Raw genomic sequence first — 25929 nt, forward strand, 5'->3', positions numbered from 1 at the left:
ACTCAAAGAGGGGGCTGTATCATTTTTGATACAGCCCCCTCTTTTTTTGTATGCTATTTTTTTGCTGTTTCGAGCCGAAACCGGCTCGAACAATCAAACTTTATCATGATTTTTAACGTGTGCTAATAATGAATTGATTTATAGGTTTTTATGGGGGTGTATTTTTGTTTAAAATTAATATTATTTTTATTTATAATAAAAAACATACTATTGCGATTTTATATTAATTTTGTGTTTGTTTTATGAGTTTGAATTTGGGTTATTAGTTGTGGTTATTTGTGATATTTATTAAAATTAGATTTTTATGCACTTAAAGTTAGATGAAGCCGATATCAATATTTTAAATCACCTGCAAATTAATGCTCGGATTAGCACTGCAGAGTTATCTCTTCTGGTTAAAATACCCAATTACGTTGTTAAGTCCAAAATTAAAAGACTCGAGAATTTAGGTTACATACAAGGTTATGTTGCTGTACTTAATCCCAATATGGTGGATAAAAAATTCGAAGCGCTGTTGTTTTTGAAATTATCAACAAATTCAAATGAATTTTTTGAAACTTTTCGTGCGCTTATTGAAGAAATTCCCGAAATAGTCCAATGTGATCTTATGGCCTCTCCCGGAGATGTTTTACTGAGGATTGTAACAAAAGATATAAAGGAATTTGGAGAGGTTACATTGCAAAAAATATACAGATATGGTGGTATTGAGAGTAATACTACACATGTTGTTTTTAAAAAAATGAAGGGGACTTATAAAATTGACTTATCAAGATTGTTAAGCCAGTGTATAGATAGGTTCTATCCTAAAAAGAATTGATGGGTGCTTGATGGTTTTCTGAAGTCTTTTGACAGGTAGATTACGAAATGTAATCCCTGTCTTCATCACTTAAAACTCCTTTTGTTTCCGCTTGAGTCTTTTCATTTTCAAACTTATCATCATAGGTGCTAATCACTGTTCTGGGTCGTCCTACCCAATAACCAAGAATAAAACCTATAAAAGTGCAAATTCCAATTACCAGAAGTTTTGAAACTTCTGCTTTACCGAAGATAAAATTAAACTCCACTGCATCGGTATTGATCATTAAAAAAACGGTGATGATCACAGTAAAAAGAATTGTGAAAATAGTTTTCGCCCTCATAGCTTAAAAGTTGTAGTTTAAAATTAATTCGAATATAGGGTTTTGGTTGTAGGTTTTGTTAACAAAAACAAATCTTGTGCCTACTTCCAGGATAGGGTCATAACGGAGCGCATTCATTTTGCTTCGAAATTCAAAACCATAGGTTTTAGGCTGGCTGAGGTTGGTTTCTTTGCCGATGTTTTCGTAATGGCAAAATAAGCCCGCTCTTACAGTTCTAATGTAAGCAAGAGGACCAACCTCAAAATCTGGAAAAGCAATTGGGAAGCTGTAGCCAAACAGAAGTGTATTTTTTAAAGTGGATTTTGCTGCAACGTTGTTGTAGCCTGCAACGGTATTGATATCTGTGTTGTATCTTCTAACGCCCGTTGCGTTTTGATAATTAAAGTTTGCCAGAAAGTTGTGGTTATTGGCTAATCCGGGAAAGTAAAGAAAACCTGCTGCAGAAAATAACTCGCCTGGTAAGCTTTTGTCAAATGGCTGATAAAGGTAACGCAGTCTCAAAATCTGCCCCCACTTTGGGGCAACATCACGTTCTGCCTGTCTAACGGTGTGCGAAAACGAAAAGCTGTAGCTTATCGGAAATTGAAGTTCAGTAATGAAATTTGAAGGTAGGTTTTGCGGCATGTACCTTTTGGTGTAGCTTGTGCCTGTGCTAACTGAAATGCTGTAATTGTGATTTAGTGCATTTAAGTTCACCGGAACCTGTACGCTGAATGCATAGTAGTTTTCCCGCCAGTCTCCCTGACGTATGCCTTGTGCAGAACTGTAAAAATTTCTCACAGGTCTGTTTTGATAGCTTAGGTTCAAAATCGGGTAAAAACTTTTTAGGCTCAAGCCTGCAACATAAGCAAACCTGCCGAGATCCCGGTGGTAGTCTGCTCCGGCGTAAAAATCAATTGTATTGAGCAGGTTGTTGGATTTTAATCTTAAGCCTGCTATGTAGTCGCTTTCTACTTGAGGACTTATGCTGTGAAAATTGAAGAAGTGACTGAACCTGCCGTAAGGAGTCGAAGTGTAAACGCTGTCTGGGATAGCTTTAAAAACATTGCCTGTGTGCTCTTGTTTTTCTGCTGACGATCCAAAGTATATAAAATTGTTTTTAGTTGTGTCCTGGGGCTTAAAACTAGCTTCAGCGATTTCATAGCCCTGAAGATTATAGTTGTTGAAAAGGATGTCATTGCTGGCACTATTTTTTGATGGATTAAAAGCGCCGTATTTAGAGGCGCTCAGAGCGCTGATTTTCTTTGATGCGGTGTCTATGCTGTAGATGTTGTCGATTCCGCTGTAGTGGGCGTTAAATGCGATATTTGAGGAAATAAAAATTGGCCTGCTAAGCTGCTGTGCTGAGTTGACAATTAGGTTCTTGATTTTTCCTTGTTGATTAATGGTTTTGATGGATTTTCCTTTTTCGGTCACACTCACAAAAGCTATGGTAGTTCCGCTTTCATCAAAAGAGGGGGTCTGGAGGATGGCATTTTCCGGATTTTGATAGCTGCGGATAATTTTTCCTGTTTCTGTTTCCAGTTCAATGAGGCGACTGTTGTTGCTGAGGTCCACCTGGACGGCAACAATTTTTTTTCCATCAGCAGAAAGCGATGGCGAGAAGATTCTGGATTTGGTGCTTAATTTTCTGAAACTGCGATTGTCAAAATTGTAAGAACAGATGACACTGTAGCTCCTCTGTCTAAATCTTGGATCGTAGCGAATCTCGTCCCAAACCAAAATTCCATTTGCGTAACTAAACCAGGGTTGTTCCTGATAACTGATGCCAAAAAGATTTCGTTCCTTTTTTGTGGAGTCAATTAGTACGAAGTGGGCGGTTTCGGCTTTACTCTGCTTGAGCGCAAGAATTTCGCCGGAAGGTAGTCTTACCGGTAAGAAATAATCTGTAGCGTATGTTGCAGGTTTGTGAAGTTTGGTGTAGTTGATTGAAAAGTTTTCTTCGTCCTGCTGTTGCCATGCTTTTTTGATTTCTGCAGTAGTGTGCAGGTACCACGCTCTGCTGCCTCTGCCTGTAAATTTTTTAAGGCTGTTGGAAAATGGGTAAAGCCTGACCGGCCTGTCCCTGATGTCGGAAAGCAAGCTGTCTGCAATACCTTTTCCAAATTCATTTCTTAAGGCAGATACCATCAGGTAGCCGAGTTGATAGTAGCCGGGGGTTACATCTTTTTGAGAGCCAAACTGGGCTTTGGTATAAGAGATATTTTTGTTGTTTAGTAACGTTGTTCGATAAGGCATAATCCATGACGGTTGTTTTCCGCGGCCAGCATTTGTAAGTGATGTTTCCGTGCTCACTGCATCTCCTTCAAAAAACCAAAGTGGTATGCTTGCGCCCATCACTGCATAATAGATTTCCTCGGGAAAAGGGTAGGGGCGGCCCCGGGTCAATTTATCAAATTGAGCGGCATGTCGAAGCTCATGAACTGCAAGATTATTGAGCCAGTCCTGACTGTCGAATTGTTGCGGTGGAGTAGTAAAGAATTCTGACTTTTTTGGTGCAAGTTGAACGAAGCCATTTGCAACCACGCCGCGATTTTGAAATACGATGGGGATAGTGGTTTTTTGAACACCTAAGCTGGCTCCGTCTTTCGGGAAAATAAAAGGGATTGTGTTTGCCATTCTTTGGGCTTCTTTTTCCAGCTCAACTGGGTAGATGAGTTTAAATCCAGCACTCTTAATTTGTCTCCATTTTACACTAAGTGGGTTCTGTTCTCCAAGGTAAATTTGTCCATAAACACAATGTGAAATTAAACTTAATGTAATATATGCTAATATCTTGATATAGTGATATTTGTTTATGTTTTTAGGAGGCATATAGTGTGATTGCTAAAATTGTTAGTTTTTTGAATATTGTATTTGGGGTTTTATATAATGTTATTTTTTATATAAACTATTTAAGTGATTCATATTTAATGTGATATTTGTAAATTATATGATCCATTTTTCTGGTTTAAATCAGATTTTTTATTTCATTTAAAAGCTGGTTTAAGCAAAAATTAGCGTCTTCCTAATTACTTTTAATTCCGTGCTTAAGGTACACTATTTATGCGGGAATTTAAACTTAAATTTTCATTGTAAAATGAATTCTGTATACAAAATCTGCTGCATCTCAAGATGGCTATGGGAAGTTTTTTGAATTTTTTGACCAGTGTTTTTTTGGAATAACCAATTAAAAATGCGAGTTTGAAGAGCGGGTTTTAGCCGAAATTTATCGGTTTCAATAAGGTCAATTAATGCAGAATTTGTAGTGTTTAATTTGCTGTTTTACTCGCTAAATAGGATTGAATTTTTCGGCTTTGATCGAAGCCTCGGCAGGTATAAAACTTAAAGTGGATACGCTTTTTAGCGGGAGAGATTGAGGGAAATTAGTTTTTGTTTTTACGCTTTTTGTAGATAGGGTATAAGAAAATAGAACCCAGAATTAATCCGGCACCGAGGTAAAAACCAGTACTCATTGTCTCCTTGTTTCCGAAAAAAAAGAAGGCCAATATGATTCCGTAAACTGGTTCGAGATTGGTGATTAAGGCAACTCTGAAAGCAGACAAAGTTCGCATTACAGATACGCCGGCAACGTAAGCTAAAGCGGTGCAAATCGTACCCAAAAGAAAGAGGTAAATCCAGTCCGCGCCACTTAAATTAAAGCGCTCATTAACCAAACTTCCATCTGCTATACGGTACAACGTAATCCATAAAAAGGCGCCTGCTATCTCATAAAATCCGATGGTGATGGCATCATTTTTTTGAATAAGTGTGGAGTTAAATATGGAAAAAAGGCTGGATGCAACAGCAGATGAGAGGCCTAAAACTATCCCTAAAGTGTACTGGCTTTCAAATTTAAAGATCAGATAAATGCCTAAAATGATAATAAAGCCAACAGTAATGTCGCCAATTTCAATCGCTTTTTTCTTAATAAGGGGCTCTAAAATGGCTGTAAATAAAGTGAAAGAAGACAAACAAACAAGGCCAACAGAGACTGTTGAAACCTTGATGGCATGGAAAAATAGAATCCAATGCAAGGCTACTAAACCACCAGTAAGAAAGTATTGCAGGAGGTTTTTTTGAGTAATTTTAAGGCTCTTCTTGCTAAAAAAGAAGTACAAAAGTAGCGTTATGGTTGCAATTAAGACTCTATGCCAAACCATTTGTACAGCATTAACGGAGATTAATCCACCTAAAACACCTGTAAAACCCCATATAATTACGGTGAGGTGAAGGATAATCAGGTTTTTTTTAGAGCTTTCGGCGCTACTATCAGCCATGTTGAGGAATTATTTTGGTGCTTTTTTAAGTAAGTACAATCCTAAAATGCCAAAGAAAATGGTGGGGATAAGTACAGAAATGAGTGGTGGAATACCACCTTTTAGCGTAAACATTTTTGCAAACTGGTTCACTACAATATAAGCGAAACTAAGAAATATACCTATTCCAAGCGGCAGGCCAACGCCTCCACGAACCTTTCTGGATGATAAGGCAACGCCGATAAGTGTAAGTACAAATGCCGAAAGTGGCTGTAGCCAACGTTTATATTGCTCATAAAGTAAGTCGTTCATAATGCCAGATCCCCTAAATCTCTCCTTTTTTATTTTGGTTGACAGGTCTCTGTTGCTTAAATTCTCATAGATGTTGTCAAATACAGAGAAGTCATCAGGCCGCATATCTAACACCGTATCTTTAGTTAAACTTGCTCCGCTAACAAAGGTTTCTTTTAGCCCGTTCACATTCCTTATAGAGTAATTTGTAAGCTTCCAGGAACGTTTAACAGAGTCCCATTTAATGTTGTCGGCCACTAACTTTTTCCTGAGTATATCACCGTCAAAATTGTCCAAAGAAAACCTATAGCCTGATTTTGAACGGTTGTCAAAGCTCTCCATATAGATATAGGTATGATCGTCAAGCTTCATGTGGATGTTCTGTTTGCTTGCCGGATCATCTTTCTTCATATAGGTATTTTCAAAGTTGTTTTTGATTTGATTAGTATAAGGAAGGATATAGAGATTGGAAGCAAGATTAAAAGAGAATATGATAAAAGCTGACATAAAATAAGGTGCCAGGAAACGATTAAAACTTACCCCGCCACTCAATATCGGTACAATTTCAGTCTGGTCGGCCATCTTTGCAGTAAAGAAAATAACTGCTATAAAATTGATGAGCGGAGAGAGCATATTTACGTAAAATGGAATGGATCCGGCGTAGTATAAGGTAATTACCTGCCAAAAGCTCAGGTTATTGCCAAGGAAATCGTCCAGTTTCTCCGACAGGTCAAAAATGACAATGATCACTACAAATACAGATAGGGTATAAATAAATGTACCCAGGTATTTGCTGATGATGTACCAGTCAATAATTTTGATTCTGTTTTTGATGATGTTCATTTATAGTTTGTTGCCTAAAACCCCAACCATTTTGTTTTTCCAGGCGTAAAACTCACCGCTAATAATTTTCTCTCGAGCTTCTTTAACCAGCCAAAGATAAAAATGGAGGTTATGTAAAGTAGCAATTTGTGCGCCAAGCATTTCTTTGCTGTGCATAAGATGCCTCAAATAAGCCTTAGAATAAACCTGATCTGCATATAAGTCACTTTCAGCATCAAGCGGTGAAAAATCATCCGCCCACTTTTTATTACCAATATTTATGATTCCATTTCTTGTAAAAAGCATCCCGTTTCGTGCATTTCTGGTTGGCATTACGCAATCAAACATATCTATTCCAAGTGCTATGTTTTCCAATATGTTAATTGGCGTGCCAACACCCATTAGGTAGCGGGGCTTATCTGCCGGCAATACATTACATACTACTTCCGTCATACCATACATTTCTTCTGCGGGTTCCCCTACAGATAACCCTCCAATTGCATTGCCTTCTCTATTCATAGCGGCAATAAATTCTGCAGATTTAACCCTTAGGTCTTTGTAAACAGAACCTTGAACAATAGGGAATAGGGTTTGATCAAATCCGTATTTAGGTTGGGTAGCGTCAAAACGTGCACAGCAACGCTTCAACCAGCGATGTGTCATGTTAATGGAATTGGCTGCATATTTATAATCGCAGGGGTAAGGTGTACATTCATCAAAGGCCATTATAATGTCTGCCCCAATAGTTCGTTGAATGTCCATTGCATTTTCTGGAGTAAACAGGTGTTTAGAACCATCAATATGCGACCTGAAGGTTACACCTTCCTCTTTAATTTTGTTGACTTTGCTGAGTGAATATACCTGATATCCTCCGCTGTCTGTTAAGATCGGGCGTTCCCAACCTATAAATTTATGCAGGCCACCGGCTTTTTCTATAATATCCAGCCCGGGTCTTAAATACAAATGATAGGTATTCCCAAGAATAATCTGAGCTTTAATGTCATCTCTTAACTCGCGTTGGTGTACTGCTTTAACAGTCCCAGCGGTGCCTACAGGCATAAAAATGGGTGTTTGTATCTCGCCGTGTGCAGTAGTTACTGTTCCTGCACGGGCTTTGGAATGTGGGTCGTTTGCCTCCAGGGTAAAATTCATCGCCCAAAAATAGCAAAAAAGGAGCGATTAAGTGGTTAAATTTTTTATCAACATAACCCCGCATTACAGATTAAAAATCAGAAATTTGCCTTCTTTGTATATATCGTGAATTTGACCTTATTAGAAACCTGCCTCCTTGGCATATTTATATTTTGTTTTCTTGTACAGCTGTATTTTAGTTTGTTTGTGCATTCAAAACTATTAAATGTAGAAGTAGAACCTGTACTTCAAACGGCATTTAAACCCATAAGTGTAGTTATAAGCGCTAGAAATGAGGTAGAGAATTTAAAACAATATCTGCCCTCGGTGATGGAGCAGGATTATCCTGATTTTGAAGTGGTTGTAGTTAACGACCGCTCCTGGGATGGTACACAGGAGCTTTTGGAAGCATTTGCTTTAACCTACCCGAGACTGAAGATCGTCACTGTCTCAGAGGGGGATAAATTTATTGCAGGCAAGAAATTTGCCATTACCATGGGCATAAAAGCTGCCTCAAACGATTGGCTGGTGTTCACAGATGCAGATTGTATGCCGGCGTCTTCTCAATGGCTGATGGGGATGCAACCACCAGCAAATGAAAATACAGAGATTTTACTTGGTTATTCTCCCTACTTTAAAAAAGCCGGACTCATCAACAGTTTAATCAGATTTGAAACATTTTTTACTGCTGTAAACTATTTGTCTTACGCTTTAAAAGGAATGCCATATATGGGCGTTGGGCGGAACCTTGCTTATAAAAAAACACTATTTTTCAAAAATAAAGGCTTTGCGGCACACATGCATGTTACTTCCGGGGACGATGATTTATTTGTAAATGCAAATGCAAATGCGCAAAATATAGAAATTAGAATTAATCAGTTAGCACAGGTATGGTCTGTACCAAAAACCACTTTAAAATCATATCTGGTACAAAAGAAGCGTCACTTCGGGGCAGGTAAATTATATAAAGACAAACATAAATTCATCTTAACCTCGCAAATTCTGTTTCAATTCCTGTTTTATGCAGTACTCGTTGTTCTTCTTTGCTTTAAATCAACGTTGTACCTGGCCTTAGGCATTTTTGCCTTGAGTATTCTGCTGCGTTCTTTTATTTATCCCAGGTTGTTAACCCGCCTAAATTATCCTGGATTACGTTGGTGGTTTCCCATACTTGATCCGCTCTTATTCATTTTTTTAGTCATTAACGGCATTCTGTCTATATTTGTCAAAAAAGCACAGTGGAAATAAAATCAGCATTAGTTCAGAAGTATTTTACAGCGCTCACAGCAACTCAAATTGCTCAGTTTGATCAATTATTTGATTTATACAGCTTTTGGAATGCACAGATCAATGTCATTTCCAGAAAAGATATCGATGAGCTGTATGAACGCCATATTTTACATTCTCTTGGAATAGCTAAATTTTGCAGCTTTAAACCCGGAGAAAAGGTACTTGATGTAGGTACCGGTGGTGGATTTCCAGGAATCCCATTGGCGATATTATTTCCGGAAACGCAATTTCATTTGGTAGATTCCATAGGTAAAAAAATAAAAGTAGTAACGGAGGTTGCTGCAGCGCTAGGTTTAACCAATGTAAAAGCAAGTCACTCGCGTGCCGAGCAAATTACAGATAAGTATAATTTTGTAGTGTCACGAGCGGTAACACGACTAATTGACTTTTATCCCTGGATAAAAGATAAATTCAGTAAAGAGCATAAAAACGCTATTCCTAATGGTATTTTATACTTAAAAGGTGGAGATTTAAGAGAAGAAATTGAAGAGTCAAGATTAAAAGCTGAACTCTATCCACTCTCAAATTATTTTGAAGAGGATTTTTTTGAAACCAAATACGTTGTTTATATCCCCCAGTAATTAGTGTTTTTTTATTACCTATTGCAATGCTCAATTTTAGGCGTTATGTTTCCCTATAGTTTTTATTTTTTTCTTTTCTAATTTTAGTAAATATTTTGTTGTAATTAGAATCTTGTAGACTTGGTTATTTTGTTAATTTAGCTTATGAGTATAATTCACAAAGTCGCACTAAGCTTTATAGAGGGCATTGGTCATGTCCATGCAGGTAATCTATTAACGTATTTTGGCTCTGCAGAGGCTGTTTTTAAAGCTTCCAAAAAAGAGCTTCTGGCCATAGATGGTATTGGAGCAGCAAGAGTTCAGCATATTTTGAACACAAATGCACTAAAATTGGCAGAACAACAGTTGAAAATCATTGAGCGTCAAAAGATAGAAATACTGTTTTACAGTGATGATAATTATCCGCGGAGGTTAAGGCAATGCGCGGATGCTCCTATTGTTTTATATTATAAAGGTACTGCCGATCTCAATCACCCAAGAATGGTAAGCGTAGTAGGTACCAGGAAGGCTACCGACTATGGCAGACGGCTTTGTGAGCAATTGGCAGCAGAACTGATGCGTTACGACGTAGTATTGGTAAGTGGTCTTGCTTTTGGCATCGATGTAGCTGCGCATCAGGAGTGTTTGAAACGGGGAGTTTCTACCATAGGCGTTTTAGGGCATGGTTTAGATCGGATCTATCCCAGTTTGCATACTAATATTGCACAACAAATGGCTCAGAATGGAGGGTTGCTCACTGAATTTCCTTTTGGCACCAATCCGGACAAAGAGAATTTTCCTAAAAGAAACCGGATTATAGCAGGGATGACTGATGCCACGATAGTTGTAGAAGCCACAGCTAAAGGAGGGGCATTGATTACCGCAGATATTGCCAACTCTTACTCAAGAGATGTATATGCTTTTCCAGGAAGAACAACAGATCAATATTCTGAGGGCTGTAACCATCTCATTAAAAACAATAGTGCTGCATTAATCAACCATAGCAAAGACCTTATTCATTATATGGGCTGGAATGATGTAAAGCTGCCACAGTTTGCCGTGCAGCGGAATCTGGATGTCAATCTGATTGACGAAGAAAAGCAAATTATTGATTTACTCAGGCGATCTCCAGCGCTGATAGATGAGATTTCAGCAGCTACATCTATTCCTCAAAGTAAGCTGGCAATTCACCTTTTAAATCTCGAAATTCAAGGATTACTAACTGTTTTGCCAGGTAAAATCTACAATTTAATTTGAGATGCATTTTACGATGACCTATAAAATTGAAAGTTTATAAGTCTATATACTTAGTAGGATAAAATATAATTCTATTATTTATTTAGTATCAGAATTATATTTTTAATATGTAATTGTTTGTAGAATTAACATCCTCAAATGGTATTTTTGTAGCATGTGGTACAATAATATTTTAGAAACAATTGGCAATACGCCATTGGTGAAATTGAATAACATTACTAAAGATGTTAAGGCCACTGTGCTGGCTAAAATTGAGACAACCAATCCTGGTAACTCTATTAAAGACCGTATGGCCGTAAAGATGATTGACGATGCAGAGAAAAGCGGTGCATTAAAACCAGGAGGTACTATTATTGAAGGTACATCCGGAAATACAGGAATGGGACTAGCTATGGCCGCCATTATTAAAGGCTATAAGTGTATTTTTACCACTACAGACAAGCAGTCTAAAGAAAAAGTGGATGCGCTCAGGGCCTTTGGAGCAGAAGTAATTGTATGTCCCACAAATGTTGATCCTGAAGATCCAAGGTCTTATTATTCTGTATCCTCACGTCTAGAGCGTGAAGTTCCCAATTCCTGGAAGCCCAATCAATATGATAATTTATCCAATACCCAAGCTCATTATGAGCAAACAGGGCCTGAAATATGGGCGCAAACCGAAGGCAAAATTACACATTTGGTTGTCGGTGTAGGTACTGGTGGAACCATTTCCGGAACAGGGAAATATTTAAAGGAGCAAAATCCTGATATCAAAGTTTGGGGAATTGATACCTATGGTTCTGTGTTCAAAAAATACAAAGAAACAGGAATAATGGATAAGAACGAGATCTATCCATATATCACTGAAGGAATAGGAGAAGATTTCCTTCCACAGAATGTAAATTTTGACATCATAGACCTGTTTGAAAAAGTAACCGATAAGGACGCGGCGCTGATGACGCGTGATATTGCACGTAAAGAAGGGATATTTGCCGGTAACTCTGCTGGTTCTGCTATCGCGGGGCTGCTACAATTAAAAGATAAACTTAAACCAGAAGATGTGGTTGTGGTAATTTTCCATGATCATGGAAGCAGGTATATGGGCAAAATGTATAATGAGGACTGGTTGAGGGAGCGAGGTTTCTTAAAAGATGAAAAGTTAACGGCCAAATCCATTATTGCTAAAAAGGAGCATACAGAATTGTTAACCATTGATTGTGAGAAGACAATTTTAGAAGCAATCAATACCATGAATACTTTGAATATATCTCAGATACCTGTAATACAGCAAGGTATGGTAGTAGGGAAGCTTGCAGAAGGAGATATTCTGAAAGCATTGCTTGAAAATCCTTCGCTAAAATCTGCTCCTGTTAAAGAGATCATGACAGCTACTTTTCCTTTTGTGGATTTAAATACCTCCATCGACCGTATTTCTGGCCTGATCAACAAAGAAAATAGTGCAGTATTGGTAGAGGATGAGCAAGGAAAGATTGAGATCATTACTCAATATGATATCATTAACGCAATTTCAGGGTAGTTCAAAATAGATTTAAAAAGTAAAGGTGATTTTTGGACTGCCTGTATTAAGCTGCGCAAAATACAGAGGGTCTAAAATCACTTTTACTGAAGACCGTTAGCTGAAATAATAACATCTTTTTCCAGCGGCCTCATAATTTCAATTTAGTGGCTTGGACCAGATCCTTCTACACGCTTAATTTGAGCACCTAATGCGCGTAAGCGTATGTCTATATCCTGGTAGCCACGCTCTATTTGTTCAATATTATAGATCGTAGATTTTCCTTCAGCAGATAATGCTGCAATTAGTAAGGACACACCTGCACGAATATCGGGCGAGGTCATGCTGATCCCCCTTAATTTATATTTTTTATCTATTCCGTTAACTGTTGCTCTATGTGGGTCGCATAAAATAATCTGTGCACCCATATCAATTAGTTTATCAACAAAAAATAGACGGCTCTCAAACATTTTTTGGTGAATTAGTACAGAGCCTCTGGCTTGTGTGGCTACAACAAGTACAATGCTCAATAGGTCAGGGGTAAAGCCTGGCCATGGGGAATCGGCAATTGTTAAGATAGAACCATCAATAAAAGTGTCAATTACATAATGTTTTTGAGATGGAATGTAAATGTCGTCGCCTTTTAGTTCAAACTGTATTCCCAGTTTCCTGAAAACTTCAGGAATAACACCCAATTCTGAATAGCACACATTTTTAATGGTAATTTCAGATTCAGTCATTGCAGCCAGGCCAATAAAAGAGCCAATTTCAATCATATCTGGCAGCATTCTGTGTTCTGTACCACCTAATTTACTTACGCCTTCTATGGTCAATAAATTAGAACCAATGCCTGATATTTTTGCACCCATTCTATTCAGCATTTTACACAATTGCTGTAAATAAGGCTCGCATGCTGCATTGTAAATGGTTGTAATACCTTTAGCCAATACTGCTGCCATTACAATATTCGCAGTTCCGGTTACGGATGCTTCGTCAAGTAGAATATAAGCGCCCTGTAAGTTAGTGGCATCTACATTAAAAAACTCCTTTTTACTGTCATAGACGAATTTAGCACCTAGCTTTTCAAAACCTAAAAAGTGCGTGTCTAATCTTCTACGGCCAATTTTATCACCTCCTGGTTTAGGAATTGCTGCTTTACCGAAGCGCGCTAATAGCGGTCCAACGATCATAATAGATCCTCTAAGTCCTCCTCCCTTAGCTTTAAACACGTCAGACTGGAAAAAATCCAGGTTGATGTTTTTGGCTTCAAAGGTATAGGTATCCTTATTCAGGCGTTCTACAATTACACCTAGATCAGCCAGAAGTTCAATTAATTTATTAACATCCTTAATGTCAGGGATGTTGCTGATGGTTATTTTTTGATCGGTTAATAAAACTGCAGATAAAATCTGTAATGCTTCATTTTTTGCGCCCTGGGGATGAATTTCGCCCTTTAGTTTTACACCACCGATGATTTCAAATGCGTTCATGAATAAGCTGTATATTATAGTAAAAGGCTACCTAGTGTCTGGATTTTGAATTGTTGTTACGAGAAGGGCGGTTGTTGTTATTGTTGTTCTGCCTTCCTTTATTATTGTTGTTACGCCCACGGTTATTATTTGAGGCACTTCTTCCGGTAGGTTGTGGTTTAAATTCTACCTTGGCAAGATTTACATTTTCATCCAGTTGTAATTGTCCTGACGACAATTCTCCCAGGTTTTTGATGATGGTCTCATCAGCAACATTGTCTTTATTCCATTGAACGTAAGCCATTTTCATGAAATTTGCAATTCCCTGAACCATTTCGGCCCTGCGTACAGGCTCATCAACAGCTTTAGCTTTTTCAATCAAAACCTCTACGGTTCTTCCGTAATGTTTATACCTTATTTTTTGTTGCGGATAGCCAATATGCTTCGGTTTAACGGCTGCCTGCTCTGGCGTTGGTTTAGGATATGGAGCATCTACATCAATCTTGTAATCAGAAATGATGTGTAAATGATCCCACAACTTATGTTTAAAGTCGGCTACATCCCTTAAATGTGGATTTAAAAAACCCATTAGCTCAATAACCGCCTGGGCATATCTGTTTCGCTCATCTCTATCCTCAAGCTCGCAAATGTATTTTACCATATTTTGTACATTGCGGCCGTATTCAGCCAAAATCAGGTGATTTCTTGTGGTATTGTAATCGAATTTCATTTGTTATAATCAGTTAGAATTTCCCATTAAAGGGAAATTGATCTATTTAACGATTCGCAATTTAGCAAATTTTAACAACAACTGCTTATTTCCCAGTCCCTGAAAAAAAACGGTAGCTTTTACATCTGGTAAACTGCCTTCTAAATTTACTATTTTTCCAAAGCCAAATTTTTCGTGTTCTACCTCCATGCCATTCTGGAAAGCACTTGCAGCATCAGGTGCAAAACCTGGCGTAGGTATGTGCGCCTTAGGAAGAATACTCGTTGTTTTTGGTCTTTGCGCCGGTATACTATTGCCCATATTGCCACCCGAGGTAGGTTTCGGACTCAATTCCCTTTGCTGTGTCCAGGTTCTACGCTCATTTTCAAAGCCAGCTTCTGTGCTTACCTTTGATGGTTTTACTGTTTCAAGTTCCAGATAACGGGCATTTATTTCATTAATAAATCTGCTGGGTTCACAATTTGTTAGTGTTCCCCACCTGTATCTGGAGGTAGCATAAGTTAAAGTAAGTTTCAACTCGGCACGGGTTATGGCAACATAAAATAACCGGCGTTCCTCTTCGAGGTCTGTACGCGAATTTAATGACATTTGTGATGGAAAAAGGTTCTCTTCCAACCCCACAACATATACATTTTTAAATTCCAGACCTTTTGCAGAGTGGATGGTCATCAGAGACACAGTGTCTTTATCTTTATCATCCTGTCTGTCGTCGTTTGTAAGCAGGGCAATGTCCTGCATAAAAATAGCCAAACTACGGTCTTCTATATCTTCGCGCTCAGCAAATTCCTTTATCCCATTCAATAACTCCTGGATATTTTCGTACCTGCTTCTTCCTTCAATACTGTCATCTGTATGCAGTTCTTTTAAAATACCAGAATGTTGAGCAATATATAGGGCCGTTTCGTAAGCATCCAGTTTTTTAGCTTCTGCCTGAAAGCTTTGAATCATCATTGCAAAATCGTTCAGCTGATTGGCTGTACGGCCAGCAATATATTTTTGAGGTTCACAGATTACCTGCCACATGGTAAGGTCATGCTGGTCTGCCGCAACTATAATTTTATCTACTGTTGTATCGCCCAGGCCACGTCTAGGATAGTTAATTACCCTTTTAATGGCTTCCTCATCACTTGGATTAAAAGTAAGGCGGAAATATGCAATAAGGTCTTTAATTTCCTTGCGCTGGTAAAAAGACAATCCGCCATAAATTTTATAGGGGACATTTAATTTTCTTAAAGCTTCCTCCATAGCCCTGGATTGGGCATTGGTACGGTACAAGATGGCAAAATCATTGTATTTGTAGCCTTTAGAACTGCGGTCCTGAACAATGGATTCAGCAACCACTTTACCTTCTTCGTTATCTGTAAATGCACGCTGAACTTTGATCCGGTCACCGGCCTCATTTTCAGAGAAAACATTTTTCTCCAGCTGGTTTTTGTTATTGGCAATGATGCTATTGGCAACTTCAACAATGTTTTGGGTGGAGCGGTAATTTTGTTCCAGTTTATAGACCTGCAAATCCGGGTAATCTTTTTCAAAATTCAGGATGTTCTGGATGTTGGCACCACGGAATCCATAGATACTTTGCGCATCATCACCCACTACGCAAATGTTTTGATAAGCTGCAGCCAGTTTTTTTACAATTGTATACTGAGAAAAGTTGGTATCCTGATACTCATCTACCATCAGGTATTTGAATTTTTGCTGGTATTTATTCAATACATCAGGATGGTTTTTCAATAAAACGTTGGTTTTAAATAATAAATCATCAAAATCCATTGCGCCAGCTTTAAAGCAACGCTTGGTATACGTTTCATAAATCTGTCCCATTAAAGGGCGCTTATTGCTGTTGTCTTCTGCTTGAATCTCTGGGTTTTCCAGGTATTCGCTGTAAGAAACGAGGTTGTTTTTTGCTGATGAAATGCGGTTGTATACAAAGTTTGCATTGTACAATTTGTCGTCCAGCTGCATTTCTTTTAAAATGGCACGTATCAGGCTTTTGCTGTCATCCGTATCATATATAGTAAAATTAGAAGGGTACCCAATCTTTTCAGCTTCCACCCGGAGTATTTTCGCAAATACAGAGTGAAATGTACCCATCCATAGGTTTTTAGCCTCTGCACCAACAACCTTAGAGATACGCTCCCGCATATCTTTTGAGGCCTTATTGGTAAACGTCAATACCAGGATATTGAATGGATCTACCCCCTTTTCAATCAAATGAGCTACCCTGTATGTAATCACCCTCGTTTTACCCGAACCTGCACCTGCAACAATCATTGCTGGTCCCTGGGTATTTTCTACTGCTGCACGTTGTTGTGGGTTTAACCCTGCTAAATAATCCAAATCAGAATAAGTATTTTAATGCTGCGAAGTTATAAAATGACGACGAAAATATAAGTTTTGTTTAAAACTAATGTACAACAATGAACTTTTTGCTGCTGGAATAATTGCCGGAATCTGTAATTACTCTATAAATATAAATGCCGGGGGTCAATAAACTGGTGTTAATTTCCACTACGTGCTTACCAGTATTCATGTACTCATTAAGAACGGTTTTGATCAAAGCTCCCCGCATATTATACAATTTCATTTCTACCTTTTCAGCTTCCGGTAACACAATGTCAACTTTAGTAATTTCAGCAGCAGGGTTCGGATAGTTCTGGGTAACTGTAAAGGCCAGGAAACGTTCTGCAATGATTTTATTTATCGTATCAAAAAGTACAAAAGCAATTAAACGGTATCCCCTTGCGTTAGGATGTACAGTATCCTGATACAGGGTAAAATCCCGTTTTATAAAGTTATTAATATCAGCAAGGTTTATTTTATATTCCTTAGCCATACTGATGTAAATGGAATTCAGTTGCTTAATAATCTCATTGGTTCGCCTCAGCCTACCGTCTCTGCGGTCGTCCAGAAACTGTAGGGTACAAAGTATTGGAACTAGCCCTGCATCTAGGGAACGTTGTATAATTTGGCGCATATTAGCTTCAGTTTCCTTTGCCGTTAGCTTTCTGTCATTGATGGCCAGCGCATCATTAACCCCCATGCTGATGATGATAAAACCAGTTTTACCTACTATTGCCTGGTCCAGTCTGGCAAGCCCCTGGCCTGTAGTTTCCCCGCCAATTCCATAATTGGTTATATCAACGGTTTTGCCACTGTAACACCGTACAAAATTACCTGTTAGGTAAGTTTGAAAATTTAGCCCATTAACTCCCTGTACAGTACTTGCACCAAAAGTAACCACATTAATGCTGTCTTTTGCATAATACTGCGCAGATTCAGGACAGCTTGCGGGTGTCATCTGAGCTTTTGAATCCAGAAAAAAAAATAGTGCAATGCCTAGTGCAAATGCTTTGAAACCCATTATGATGTTCGTTATCTCCCTGCTTTAAAGCAATTATTATACAAATATAAGTGGATGAGCGGCTTCAAACAAGTATAATCTATTTATATCAACGACCTGCCCCAAAAATTCTATCTTTGCTCCAAAATCATTTGTCATGCAAGAGATCAAAAAATATGTTGAAGATAACAAAGAACGCTTTTTAGAAGAGTTGTTTGAATTGTTGCGTTTTCCATCTGTAAGTGCAGATCCTAAGTATAAATCTGATGTGCTTAAAACAGCAGATTTTGTTGCTCAAAAGCTAAAAGATGCGGGTGCAGATAAAGTAGAGATCTGCGAAACAGCAGGTTATCCTATTGTTTATGGTGAGAAAATTGTAGATGAAAGTTTACCTACAGTATTAATATATGGACATTATGATGTGCAACCTGCAGATCCTTTGGAGCTTTGGGAAACTCCTCCTTTTGAGCCTACTGTTCGTGATGGTAAAATCTATGCCCGTGGTGCCTGCGATGATAAAGGACAGTTTTATATGCATGTAAAAGCATTTGAGCTGATGATGAAAACCAATACCCTTGCCTGTAACGTCAAGTTTATGATAGAAGGGGAAGAAGAAGTAGGTTCTGCTAACCTTGGTATTTTCGTAAATGCAAATGCCGAACGGTTAAAGGCAGATGTAGTCTTAATTTCTGATACTTCTATGATCAGCATGGAGAATCCTTCTATTGAGACTGGTTTACGCGGACTCGCTTATATGGAAGTAGAGGTTGTAGGTCCAAACCGAGATTTACACTCTGGTGTTTATGGTGGCGCTGTAGCAAATCCCGCAACCATTTTATGTAAGATGATTGCTTCTTTGCATGATGAAAATAACCACATTACCATTCCCGAGTTTTATACTAAAGTAGTTGAACTGACTGATGAAGAAAAGACAGCATTAAATGCCGCTCCTTTTGATTTAGACGAGTATAAAAAAGACCTGGATATTAAGGCCAACTGGGGCGAAAAAGGATATTCTACTTTAGAGCGCACGGGTACAAGACCTACTTTAGAAGTTAACGGTATCTGGAGTGGATACATCGGTGAAGGTGCTAAAACGGTGTTGCCGTCTAAGGCTAATGCTAAAATTTCTATGCGTTTGGTGCCCAATCAAAGCTCTGACGAGATTTCTGCCATTTTTACCAAGCATTTTGAAAGCATTGCGCCAGACTACGTAAAAGTAAAGGTTACTGCACATCATGGAGGCGAACCTGTAGTTACGCCAACCAACAGCATAGCGTATAAAGCAGCAGAAAAAGCCATTTCAGATAGCTTTGGTAAGGCCCCAATTCCAACCAGAGGTGGCGGTAGTATTCCAATTGTAGCTTTATTTGAAGATGTATTGGGTATAAAATCTGTATTGTTTGGCTTTGGTTTGGACAGCGATGCACTGCACTCTCCAAATGAGAAATACGATATCTACAATTATTATAAAGGCATTGAGACTTTGCCGCTGTTCCACAAGTACTTTGCAGAGCTTAGTAAATAATTGCAGCTAATAGTTTTAAAAAGGGCGGTCTTTTTGACTGCCCTTTTGTATTTTTGAAGGTGCCGCCAATAAAAAAAACAGCAAGCCCGCGTAAAGTAAATCCTGTAGCTAAAAAAGCTCCGGTTCGTAAAAAAGCAGCTAAAAAGCCCCAAACCTTTCCATTGGTGTATAAATTTATCGCGCTGATAGTTTTGTTGATATTGTGCTCTCCTTTATATTATGGTTATGTGCTAAAACTCTTTAGTTCTGCAACCAGATGGGTACTGGATATTGGGCAAGACCCAAATTACCGCACTTATACAAGTTACGATATACGGATTCCTAAAAAATATAGTGTTCATGGTATTGATGTTTCTTACTATCAGGGAAAAATTGACTGGAAAAAAGTCAGGTCCATGAAAGAGGACGACGTTAAAATCAGCTTTGCAATTATTAAGGCCTCAGAAGGCATCATGAGTGTAGATCCTTATTTTCAGCGTAACTGGCGGGAAGCAGCCAAAGCAGGAATTATATGTGGGGCTTACCACTTTTTCAGACCACAGAAGTCGGGTGACTGGCAGGCTAGATTTTTTCTGCAGACCGTGAAATTTGAGCAGGGAGATTTGCCTCCTGTAGTTGATATTGAACAATTAAATGGTGTTTCCCCAAAACAAATGCGAAAAGCCTTAGCCGACTTTTTAGAACATGTAGAAAATAAAACCGGCGTAAAACCCATTATATATACGGGGCTTTCCTTTTATAAAGATTACCTGCGTGGTCATTTTGATGAATATCCACTTTGGATTGCCCATTATTATCAGTCTGCCTTAAATTTAGATGCCACTACCAATTGGATTCTATGGCAACATTCTGATAAGGCTCGTATCAATGGCATTAATCACGTAGTAGACTTTAATGCTTTCAGGGGCGACAGTCTGGCTTTTCAGCAAATACTCATTAAATAGTTTTATCATATCGTCCATTTTTCACAGCTTTCAAGAAAGACAGGGTCGGCATCTGCACCTATCCCGGCAATATCAGGTACATCCAGAAAATATCCGTCAAAGCTCAATCCTCCTACAACAGGATCAACCAGATGTCCCAACAGGCAGGTGTCAAGGTCAAAATAAACAATGTTAGGGCAAGAAAGCGCAAAGTGTAATTTGGCTGTCAAGGCAATCCGGCTTTCCAGCATTGCACCCATCATGCACTTAACACCTTTTTGTATCGCAACTTCATGAATTTTCTGAGCTTCTAAAATACCACCAGATTTAGAAAATTTTATATTGATGTAATCGCAGGATTGACTATTGATGAGCTTACGCGCATCATGATGGTTGTAACAACTTTCATCCGCCATAATTTTAACAGGGCTGTTTAAACACAATTCAGGCAATCTGTCATCGTACCAGGTTCGCATAGGCTGTTCGCAAAATTCAATGTTGTATTTTTCTAATGCCCCTAAAATAAAAAGTGCTTCATCAAAAGACCAACCTTGATTGGCATCCAGTCTAATCAGCATTTCTTCTCCAACGGCAGCCCTAATCAATGCCACCCGCTCCAGGTCATCCTTTACATTTTTCCCCAGTTTAACTTTTAGTATGCTGCAGCCTTCTTCCTTGTATTTTAGGGCAGCAATGGCCATTTTTTCCGGACAACCAATTCCAATGGTCATATCTGTCTCAATGGTTTTTTTATGTCCACCTAAAAATTTGTAGAGGGGTAGGTTTGCATTTTTCGCCGCTATGTCAAACAAAGCCATGTCAAATGCACTTTTAATGGTGCTGTTATGTGCAGTAAAAGCCAGTAAATCTTCCATACGCTCAGGTATTTCCAACGGATCCTTTCCTTTAATTAGGGCTGCAAATTCCTTTGCCATAATCAGGCAGGTGTCCTGGGTCTCACCAACTATCATAGGGAAGGCCGAGCACTCGCCCAGACCATAAATGCCTGTATCTGTATGAATCCTGATCAGTACATTTTGAGCAAAGTGCATGGTTCCGGTTGCAATTACAAAGGGCTCCATCGGTATACTGAAGCGGTATATATCGGTATGGCTGATCTTCATTGAGGATGGCTTTCTGTAAAAGTAACAATTATCTTTTTATCTTTATAAAATGAATTTGGAGCCCAATAGTTTAATAAATGCCTCGTCACCATACCTGTTACAACATGCTTACAATCCCGTACAATGGTACGAATGGGGAGCGGAAGCTTTAAAAAAAGCCAAAGCAGAAAACAAGCTGATTTTGGTGAGTATTGGCTATTCAGCCTGTCATTGGTGCCATGTTATGGAACGAGAGAGTTTTGAAAATCATGAGGTGGCAGACGTTATGAATACCCATTTTGTCTGTATAAAGGTTGATCGGGAAGAACGCCCGGATATTGACCAGATTTATATGATGGCCATCCAGCTGATGACAGGAAGCGGGGGCTGGCCATTAAACTGCATCTGTTTGCCAGACCAGCGTCCGGTTTATGGAGGCACATACTTTAAAAAAGACGATTGGATCAATGTGTTGTTGAGTGTAGCAAAGCTTTGGAGCACCGAGCCAGAAAAAGCACTACAGTATGCCGACAGGCTAACAAGTGGTATTAAAGATGCAGAACGGATTTTGCCTGTATATCAAGTGCAAGCCTATACAGAGGATGATTTAAAAGCCATTACAGAACCCTGGAAAAGAAACTTTGACCTTTCAGAAGGGGGATATAACCGCGCACCTAAGTTTCCTTTGCCTAATAACTGGCTGTTCCTTTTACGCTACAGTCAACTGATGGATGATGACGCTACCTTTGTATCTACTATGCTTACGCTCGAAAAAATGGCTTTTGGTGGTATCTACGACCAAATAGGCGGAGGCTTTGCCAGGTATTCCGTAGATGGAGAATGGCATGCGCCTCATTTTGAAAAGATGCTTTATGATAATGCACAGTTGATTTCTTTATATGCAGAAGCCTACCAGTATACCAAAACACCCTTGTTTAAAGAAGTGGCAGAAGAAAGTATCAATTGGCTGGAAAGAGAAATGACCTCTGCTGAGGGCTTATTTTATTCTGCCCTGGATGCAGATAGCGAAGGTGTAGAGGGGAAATTTTATGTTTGGGATAAGTCAGCGTTTGACAGCGTCCTTACCGAAGATGCTCATTTGCTTTCCGATTATTTTGATGTTACCGCCAGCGGTAACTGGGAAGAAGAGGAGACCAATATTCTGCGCAGAAAGTTTAATGTAGAAGAGTATGCAGAGGTAAAAGGGATTACTATTTTGGAGCTGGAAAGAAAGCTTAAAAAAGCTAAAGATAAACTTCTAGTGGCCAGGGCCAATCGTGTACGTCCGGGATTGGATGATAAATGTCTTACGGCCTGGAACGCGATGACTATACGGGCATTGGCCGAGAGTTCAATGATCTTTGATAATGAAAAATACTACCTTACAGCAAAGAAAGCTGCAGATTTTCTTTTAAGTAACCTCATTAAAGAAGACGGATCTCTGCAGCGCAATTACAAAAGCGGCAAAGCTTCCATACCAGGTTTTCTTGATGACTACGCATTTTTGATAGAGGCATTAATTTCTCTTTACCAATGCGATTTCAACGAAAAATGGCTAACTGAAGCTGAGAAGCTGACTAACCAGGTTCTTGTCAATTTTAATGATCCTAATGGGCCAATGTTTTTTTATACTTCATCCGCAGGGGAAGAACTCATCGCACGTAAACACGAGATTATGGATAATGTTATCCCGGCATCCAATTCCGTTATGGCGCAAAATTTACATACCATGGGCTTACTTTTAGATCTGCAAGCATATACAGATAAAGCTGCAGCTATGCTTGCCGCAGTGCATGGTCAGATCAAATCCTATGGATCGGCCTATTCCAACTGGAGCATTCAATTGCTCAATGAGGTATTCGGAATCAATGAAATCGCCATTGCCGGAGAAGACACCATTGCAGTACAAAAGGAATTCAATACGCACTACATCCCCAATAAAATCATACTTGCAGGAACAAATTCTACACTTCCATTGTTAAAAGATAAGCAAAGCATTGAAACAAAAATCTATATTTGCCGAAATAAGGCCTGTCAGCTGCCAGTTGGTACTGTTGATGAAGCCATAAATAACTTGAACTAATAAAAACAATATAATGAGTATTAAACCCAATACAGTAGTATCATTAACGTATGAATTGCATACAACTAATGAAGAAGGACAACAAGTTTTTGTAGAAAAGGCCGATGAGCAAAATGCTTTGGTTTTTTTATATGGTACAGGAATGATGCTGCCAAAGTTTGAGGAGCATCTAGCAGGTTTAAATGTAGGTGATGAATATAGTTTTGAGTTAACTGCAGCAGATGGATACGGTGAACAAGATCCTGGTGCTTTTGCAGATTTACCTAAAGATATGTTTGCTGAAGTTGATCTTCCAGCTGTAGGAGATGTGATCCCTTTGCAAGATAACCAGGGAAACCACTTCAGAGCAGGTGTAACAGCCATTCATGAAGATACCGTTTCTGTAGATTTAAATCACCCGATGGCAGGTAAAAACCTGATTTTTGCTGGTACTATCCTTGCAGTTCGTGAAGCGACTGCTGATGAATTGAGCCATGGTCATGCACATGGTGCAGACGGACATTCAGGTCACTAAATAAATAACTTAATGCTGTTGAAGAACAGCAGATATAAAATAGGTTGCAATGATTAATTGCAGCCTATTTTTAGTTGTTCTCCAGAAATACTACCCCGGCATCTGTAATTGTTGCAGAAGGGTGGGCATCATCCGCATGGATAACAATATATCCCAATCTTTCCAATTCTTCATAAGATTCTTCCATTCCACCAAGGATCACAGAACTCACTTCCTGTTCAATTGAGCTGAGTAATGTTTTAATTTCTTCTCGTTCCATTGTTTTAGATTTATAGTATAACAAAAATGGGCAGGATATGTTTACCCTGCCCATTTATTCTTCACGCTAATTTAAATGCGCAATTATTTGTACATCTCTGCTCTCAAGGCAGCAACTTCATCACTGTTAATGTAGTCATCATACGTCATCATCTTATCAATGGTGCCTTTTGGCGTAATTTCAATAATGCGGGTGGCAACAGATTCAGTCAAGGCATGATCTCGGGAGGTAAACAAAATAGTTCCTCTAAAATCTTTCATACCGTTGTTTAGCGCTGTAATCGACTCCAGATCCAGGTGATTGGTTGGCTCATCAAAAAGCAATAAGTTGGCATGTTTAAGCATCATTTGAGAGAACATGCAACGCATTTTTTCCCCTCCGGATAGTACCTTCACATTTTTTAAAACCTCTTCTCCTGAGAACAACATCCTGCCCAGAAAACTTCTTACAAACTGCTCGTCCTGGTCTGTGCCCGAGTACTCACGCAGCCAGTCCACCAGGTTTTCATCCTTACCTTCAAAATATGGCTCATTATCGTTCGGAATGTCAGCAACGCTGATGGTAATTCCAAATTTATATTCACCTGTATAATCCTTATCTCTGCCAGTTAGTACATCATAAAAAGCAGCAGTTGCCAAACTGTTCTGAGAAAGGACAGCTATTTTGTCGCCTTTGTTCACCATAAAGTTAATGTTCTTGAACATCACTTCACCATTTACAGTTTTCGAAAGGTTCTCTACCTGTAAAATCTGGTCACCAGCTTCTCTACCCAGGTTATTGAATAAAATTGCAGGGTATTTGCGACTGGAAGCTTTAATTTCTGAAATGTCAATTTTATCTAAAGCCTTTTTACGGGAAGTAGCTTGTTTTGATTTAGAAGCATTGGCACTAAAGCGTTGGATAAATTCCTGAAGTTCCTTAACTTTTTCTTCCAGTTTTTTATTCTGGTCGCTGCGTTGTTTCAGCGCCAATTGACTAGATTCATACCAGAAGCTGTAGTTACCAGAATAGATGTTCATTTTACTGAAATCTATATCTACAATATGCGTACATACAGCATCAAGAAAGTGTCTGTCGTGAGATACCACAAGTACAATATTCTGATAGTCTGCCAGGAAATTCTCCAACCAGGCAATGGTTTCAATATCCAAGTCGTTGGTTGGCTCATCCAGTAATAAAATGTCCGGGTTACCAAAAAGTGCCTGAGCCAATAACACACGTACTTTTTGCTTACCATCTAATTCTTTCACCATTTTATAATGATGCTCTTCCTTGATACCAAGGTTGCTCAGCATGGTTGCTGCATTGCTTTCCATGTTCCACCCATCCATCTCTGCAAACCTGTTTTCCAGTTCTCCGGCACGCTCTCCATCTTTGTCAGAAAAATCTTCTTTCAAATAAATGGCATCTTTCTCTTTCATGATGTCATACAATTCCTTGTGGCCCATCATCACCGTTTCAATTACGCTAAAATCATCGAACTCGTGGTGGTTTTGTTTTAAAACGGCCATGCGTTCGCCAGGTGTAAAGGCTACACTTCCGGAAGTCTGGCTCACTTCGCCCGATAAAATTTTAAGAAAAGTAGATTTACCTGCGCCGTTAGCTCCAATTACCCCATAGCAATTGCCCTGGTTAAATTTTAAGTTTACATCTTCAAATAAAGTACGTTTTCCGTAACGCAGTGATAAATTAGAAACTGAAATCATATTGCTGAAAAATAAGCCGCAAAAGTACGCATAATTTATAAACTG

21 protein-coding genes are annotated in these 25929 nt (G+C 38.8%); 9 read left to right on the top strand and 12 right to left on the bottom strand.

All coding sequences use genetic code 11. The features are described from left to right. The first annotated feature begins 304 nt into the window (after positions 1 to 304). On the top strand, positions 305 to 817 hold the full coding sequence (locus LPB86_RS14280; protein WP_230645077.1) for an Lrp/AsnC family transcriptional regulator: 513 nt from the start codon (positions 305 to 307) through the stop codon (positions 815 to 817). A 40-nt stretch (positions 818 to 857) separates the two neighbouring features. Here the strand turns inward: LPB86_RS14280 and LPB86_RS14285 are convergent, their stop codons facing one another. The 5 genes from LPB86_RS14285 to tgt all read right to left on the bottom strand — a co-directional run bounded on the left by LPB86_RS14285 (position 858) and on the right by tgt (position 7642). Beyond that, the gene (locus LPB86_RS14285) at positions 858 to 1139 is read right to left on the bottom strand and encodes a hypothetical protein (protein ID WP_230645079.1); all 282 of its coding nucleotides are present in this window, start codon (positions 1137 to 1139) and stop codon (positions 858 to 860) included. 3 nt (positions 1140 to 1142) lie between these two features. Then, positions 1143 to 3758, bottom strand: a complete 2616-nt coding sequence (locus LPB86_RS14290) for a hypothetical protein (protein ID WP_230645081.1) — start codon at positions 3756 to 3758, stop codon at positions 1143 to 1145. Positions 3759 to 4504: 746 nt separating this feature from the next. Then, positions 4505 to 5398: a DMT family transporter gene (locus LPB86_RS14295; RefSeq protein ID WP_230645083.1), complete on the bottom strand. Its 894-nt coding sequence runs from the start codon at positions 5396 to 5398 to the stop codon at positions 4505 to 4507. 9 nt (positions 5399 to 5407) lie between these two features. Further along, on the bottom strand, positions 5408 to 6511 hold the full coding sequence (locus LPB86_RS14300; RefSeq protein WP_230645085.1) for an LptF/LptG family permease: 1104 nt from the start codon (positions 6509 to 6511) through the stop codon (positions 5408 to 5410). After that, positions 6512 to 7642: a tRNA guanosine(34) transglycosylase Tgt gene (gene tgt, locus LPB86_RS14305; RefSeq protein ID WP_230645087.1), complete on the bottom strand. Its 1131-nt coding sequence runs from the start codon at positions 7640 to 7642 to the stop codon at positions 6512 to 6514. A gap of 186 nt (positions 7643 to 7828) precedes the next feature. Between tgt and LPB86_RS14310 the strand changes: the two genes are divergently transcribed. The 4 genes from LPB86_RS14310 (at position 7829) to LPB86_RS14325 (ending at position 12244) form a co-directional block, all read left to right on the top strand. Then, complete coding sequence (locus LPB86_RS14310; RefSeq protein WP_230645089.1) at positions 7829 to 8869, top strand: glycosyltransferase; 1041 nt, start codon at positions 7829 to 7831, stop codon at positions 8867 to 8869. Then, positions 8860 to 9492, top strand: a complete 633-nt coding sequence (gene rsmG / locus LPB86_RS14315) for a 16S rRNA (guanine(527)-N(7))-methyltransferase RsmG (protein ID WP_230645091.1) — start codon at positions 8860 to 8862, stop codon at positions 9490 to 9492. Before LPB86_RS14310 ends, rsmG begins: the two co-directional genes overlap by 10 nt. A gap of 144 nt (positions 9493 to 9636) precedes the next feature. Next, complete coding sequence (gene dprA / locus LPB86_RS14320; RefSeq protein ID WP_230645093.1) at positions 9637 to 10728, top strand: DNA-processing protein DprA; 1092 nt, start codon at positions 9637 to 9639, stop codon at positions 10726 to 10728. A 154-nt stretch (positions 10729 to 10882) separates the two neighbouring features. After that, positions 10883 to 12244, top strand: a complete 1362-nt coding sequence (locus tag LPB86_RS14325; RefSeq protein ID WP_230645095.1) for a pyridoxal-phosphate dependent enzyme — start codon at positions 10883 to 10885, stop codon at positions 12242 to 12244. Positions 12245 to 12387: 143 nt separating this feature from the next. On the opposite strand, the gene murA is transcribed toward LPB86_RS14325, so the two are convergent. The 4 genes from murA to LPB86_RS14345 form a co-directional block, all read right to left on the bottom strand. After that, complete coding sequence (murA, locus tag LPB86_RS14330; protein WP_230645097.1) at positions 12388 to 13713, bottom strand: UDP-N-acetylglucosamine 1-carboxyvinyltransferase; 1326 nt, start codon at positions 13711 to 13713, stop codon at positions 12388 to 12390. Between the two features lie 31 nt (positions 13714 to 13744). Beyond that, complete coding sequence (locus LPB86_RS14335) at positions 13745 to 14422, bottom strand: DUF4290 domain-containing protein (protein ID WP_230645099.1); 678 nt, start codon at positions 14420 to 14422, stop codon at positions 13745 to 13747. A gap of 42 nt (positions 14423 to 14464) precedes the next feature. After that, a complete protein-coding gene (locus LPB86_RS14340) occupies positions 14465 to 16765 on the bottom strand; it encodes an ATP-dependent helicase (RefSeq protein ID WP_230645101.1) in 2301 nt (766 codons plus the stop codon). A gap of 67 nt (positions 16766 to 16832) precedes the next feature. Continuing rightward, a complete protein-coding gene (locus LPB86_RS14345) occupies positions 16833 to 17789 on the bottom strand; it encodes a GDSL-type esterase/lipase family protein (RefSeq protein ID WP_230645103.1) in 957 nt (318 codons plus the stop codon). Between the two features lie 136 nt (positions 17790 to 17925). Between LPB86_RS14345 and LPB86_RS14350 the strand changes: the two genes are divergently transcribed. Together LPB86_RS14350 and LPB86_RS14355 are read left to right on the top strand one after the other, a co-directional pair. Next, positions 17926 to 19296 (top strand): dipeptidase, encoded by a 1371-nt coding sequence (locus LPB86_RS14350; RefSeq protein WP_230645105.1) that lies wholly within the window; start codon positions 17926 to 17928, stop codon positions 19294 to 19296. A gap of 59 nt (positions 19297 to 19355) precedes the next feature. Then, complete coding sequence (locus LPB86_RS14355; RefSeq protein ID WP_230645107.1) at positions 19356 to 20240, top strand: glycoside hydrolase family 25 protein; 885 nt, start codon at positions 19356 to 19358, stop codon at positions 20238 to 20240. Between the two features lie 5 nt (positions 20241 to 20245). On the opposite strand, the gene LPB86_RS14360 is transcribed toward LPB86_RS14355, so the two are convergent. Then, the gene (locus tag LPB86_RS14360; RefSeq protein WP_230645109.1) at positions 20246 to 21343 is read right to left on the bottom strand and encodes a mandelate racemase/muconate lactonizing enzyme family protein; all 1098 of its coding nucleotides are present in this window, start codon (positions 21341 to 21343) and stop codon (positions 20246 to 20248) included. Positions 21344 to 21392: 49 nt separating this feature from the next. Here LPB86_RS14360 and LPB86_RS14365 point away from each other — a divergent pair, with 49 nt between their 5' ends. Continuing rightward, a complete protein-coding gene (locus LPB86_RS14365) occupies positions 21393 to 23405 on the top strand; it encodes a thioredoxin domain-containing protein (RefSeq protein WP_230645111.1) in 2013 nt (670 codons plus the stop codon). Positions 23406 to 23418: 13 nt separating this feature from the next. Then, positions 23419 to 23919, top strand: coding sequence for a peptidylprolyl isomerase (locus LPB86_RS14370; RefSeq protein WP_230645113.1), 501 nt, complete (start codon positions 23419 to 23421; stop codon positions 23917 to 23919). 70 nt (positions 23920 to 23989) lie between these two features. On the opposite strand, the gene LPB86_RS14375 is transcribed toward LPB86_RS14370, so the two are convergent. Beyond that, positions 23990 to 24178 (bottom strand): hypothetical protein, encoded by a 189-nt coding sequence (locus LPB86_RS14375; protein WP_230645115.1) that lies wholly within the window; start codon positions 24176 to 24178, stop codon positions 23990 to 23992. 83 nt (positions 24179 to 24261) lie between these two features. Then, positions 24262 to 25884 carry an ABC-F family ATP-binding cassette domain-containing protein gene (locus tag LPB86_RS14380; protein WP_230645117.1) on the bottom strand — a complete coding sequence of 541 codons (1623 nt, stop codon included), beginning with the start codon at positions 25882 to 25884 and terminating at the stop codon, positions 24262 to 24264. Between the last annotated feature and the right edge of the window lie 45 nt (positions 25885 to 25929).

Origin of the sequence: Pedobacter sp. MC2016-14, from assembly GCF_020991475.1 — a bacterium.
Taxonomy (GTDB): Bacteria; Bacteroidota; Bacteroidia; order Sphingobacteriales; family Sphingobacteriaceae; genus Pedobacter.

Bases quoted from the DNA above. Each gene is read 5' to 3' on its own strand.
- LPB86_RS14365 (WP_230645111.1), top strand. From the start codon at position 21,393: ATGAATTTGGAGCCCAATAGTTTAATAAATGCCTCGTCACCATACCTG.
- LPB86_RS14280 (WP_230645077.1), top strand. From the start codon at position 305: ATGCACTTAAAGTTAGATGAAGCCGATATCAATATTTTAAATCACCTG.
- LPB86_RS14345 (WP_230645103.1), bottom strand. From the start codon at position 17,789: ATGGGTTTCAAAGCATTTGCACTAGGCATTGCACTATTTTTTTTTCTG.
- LPB86_RS14290 (WP_230645081.1), bottom strand. From the start codon at position 3,758: ATGGCAAACACAATCCCTTTTATTTTCCCGAAAGACGGAGCCAGCTTA.
- LPB86_RS14285 (WP_230645079.1), bottom strand. From the start codon at position 1,139: ATGAGGGCGAAAACTATTTTCACAATTCTTTTTACTGTGATCATCACC.
- LPB86_RS14295 (WP_230645083.1), bottom strand. From the start codon at position 5,398: ATGGCTGATAGTAGCGCCGAAAGCTCTAAAAAAAACCTGATTATCCTT.
- LPB86_RS14335 (WP_230645099.1), bottom strand. From the start codon at position 14,422: ATGAAATTCGATTACAATACCACAAGAAATCACCTGATTTTGGCTGAA.
- LPB86_RS14380 (WP_230645117.1), bottom strand. From the start codon at position 25,884: ATGATTTCAGTTTCTAATTTATCACTGCGTTACGGAAAACGTACTTTA.
- LPB86_RS14375 (WP_230645115.1), bottom strand. From the start codon at position 24,178: ATGGAACGAGAAGAAATTAAAACATTACTCAGCTCAATTGAACAGGAA.
- murA (WP_230645097.1), bottom strand. From the start codon at position 13,713: ATGAACGCATTTGAAATCATCGGTGGTGTAAAACTAAAGGGCGAAATT.
- LPB86_RS14300 (WP_230645085.1), bottom strand. From the start codon at position 6,511: ATGAACATCATCAAAAACAGAATCAAAATTATTGACTGGTACATCATC.
- LPB86_RS14370 (WP_230645113.1), top strand. From the start codon at position 23,419: ATGAGTATTAAACCCAATACAGTAGTATCATTAACGTATGAATTGCAT.
- LPB86_RS14350 (WP_230645105.1), top strand. From the start codon at position 17,926: ATGCAAGAGATCAAAAAATATGTTGAAGATAACAAAGAACGCTTTTTA.
- tgt (WP_230645087.1), bottom strand. From the start codon at position 7,642: ATGAATTTTACCCTGGAGGCAAACGACCCACATTCCAAAGCCCGTGCA.
- dprA (WP_230645093.1), top strand. From the start codon at position 9,637: ATGAGTATAATTCACAAAGTCGCACTAAGCTTTATAGAGGGCATTGGT.
- LPB86_RS14325 (WP_230645095.1), top strand. From the start codon at position 10,883: ATGTGGTACAATAATATTTTAGAAACAATTGGCAATACGCCATTGGTG.
- LPB86_RS14360 (WP_230645109.1), bottom strand. From the start codon at position 21,343: ATGAAGATCAGCCATACCGATATATACCGCTTCAGTATACCGATGGAG.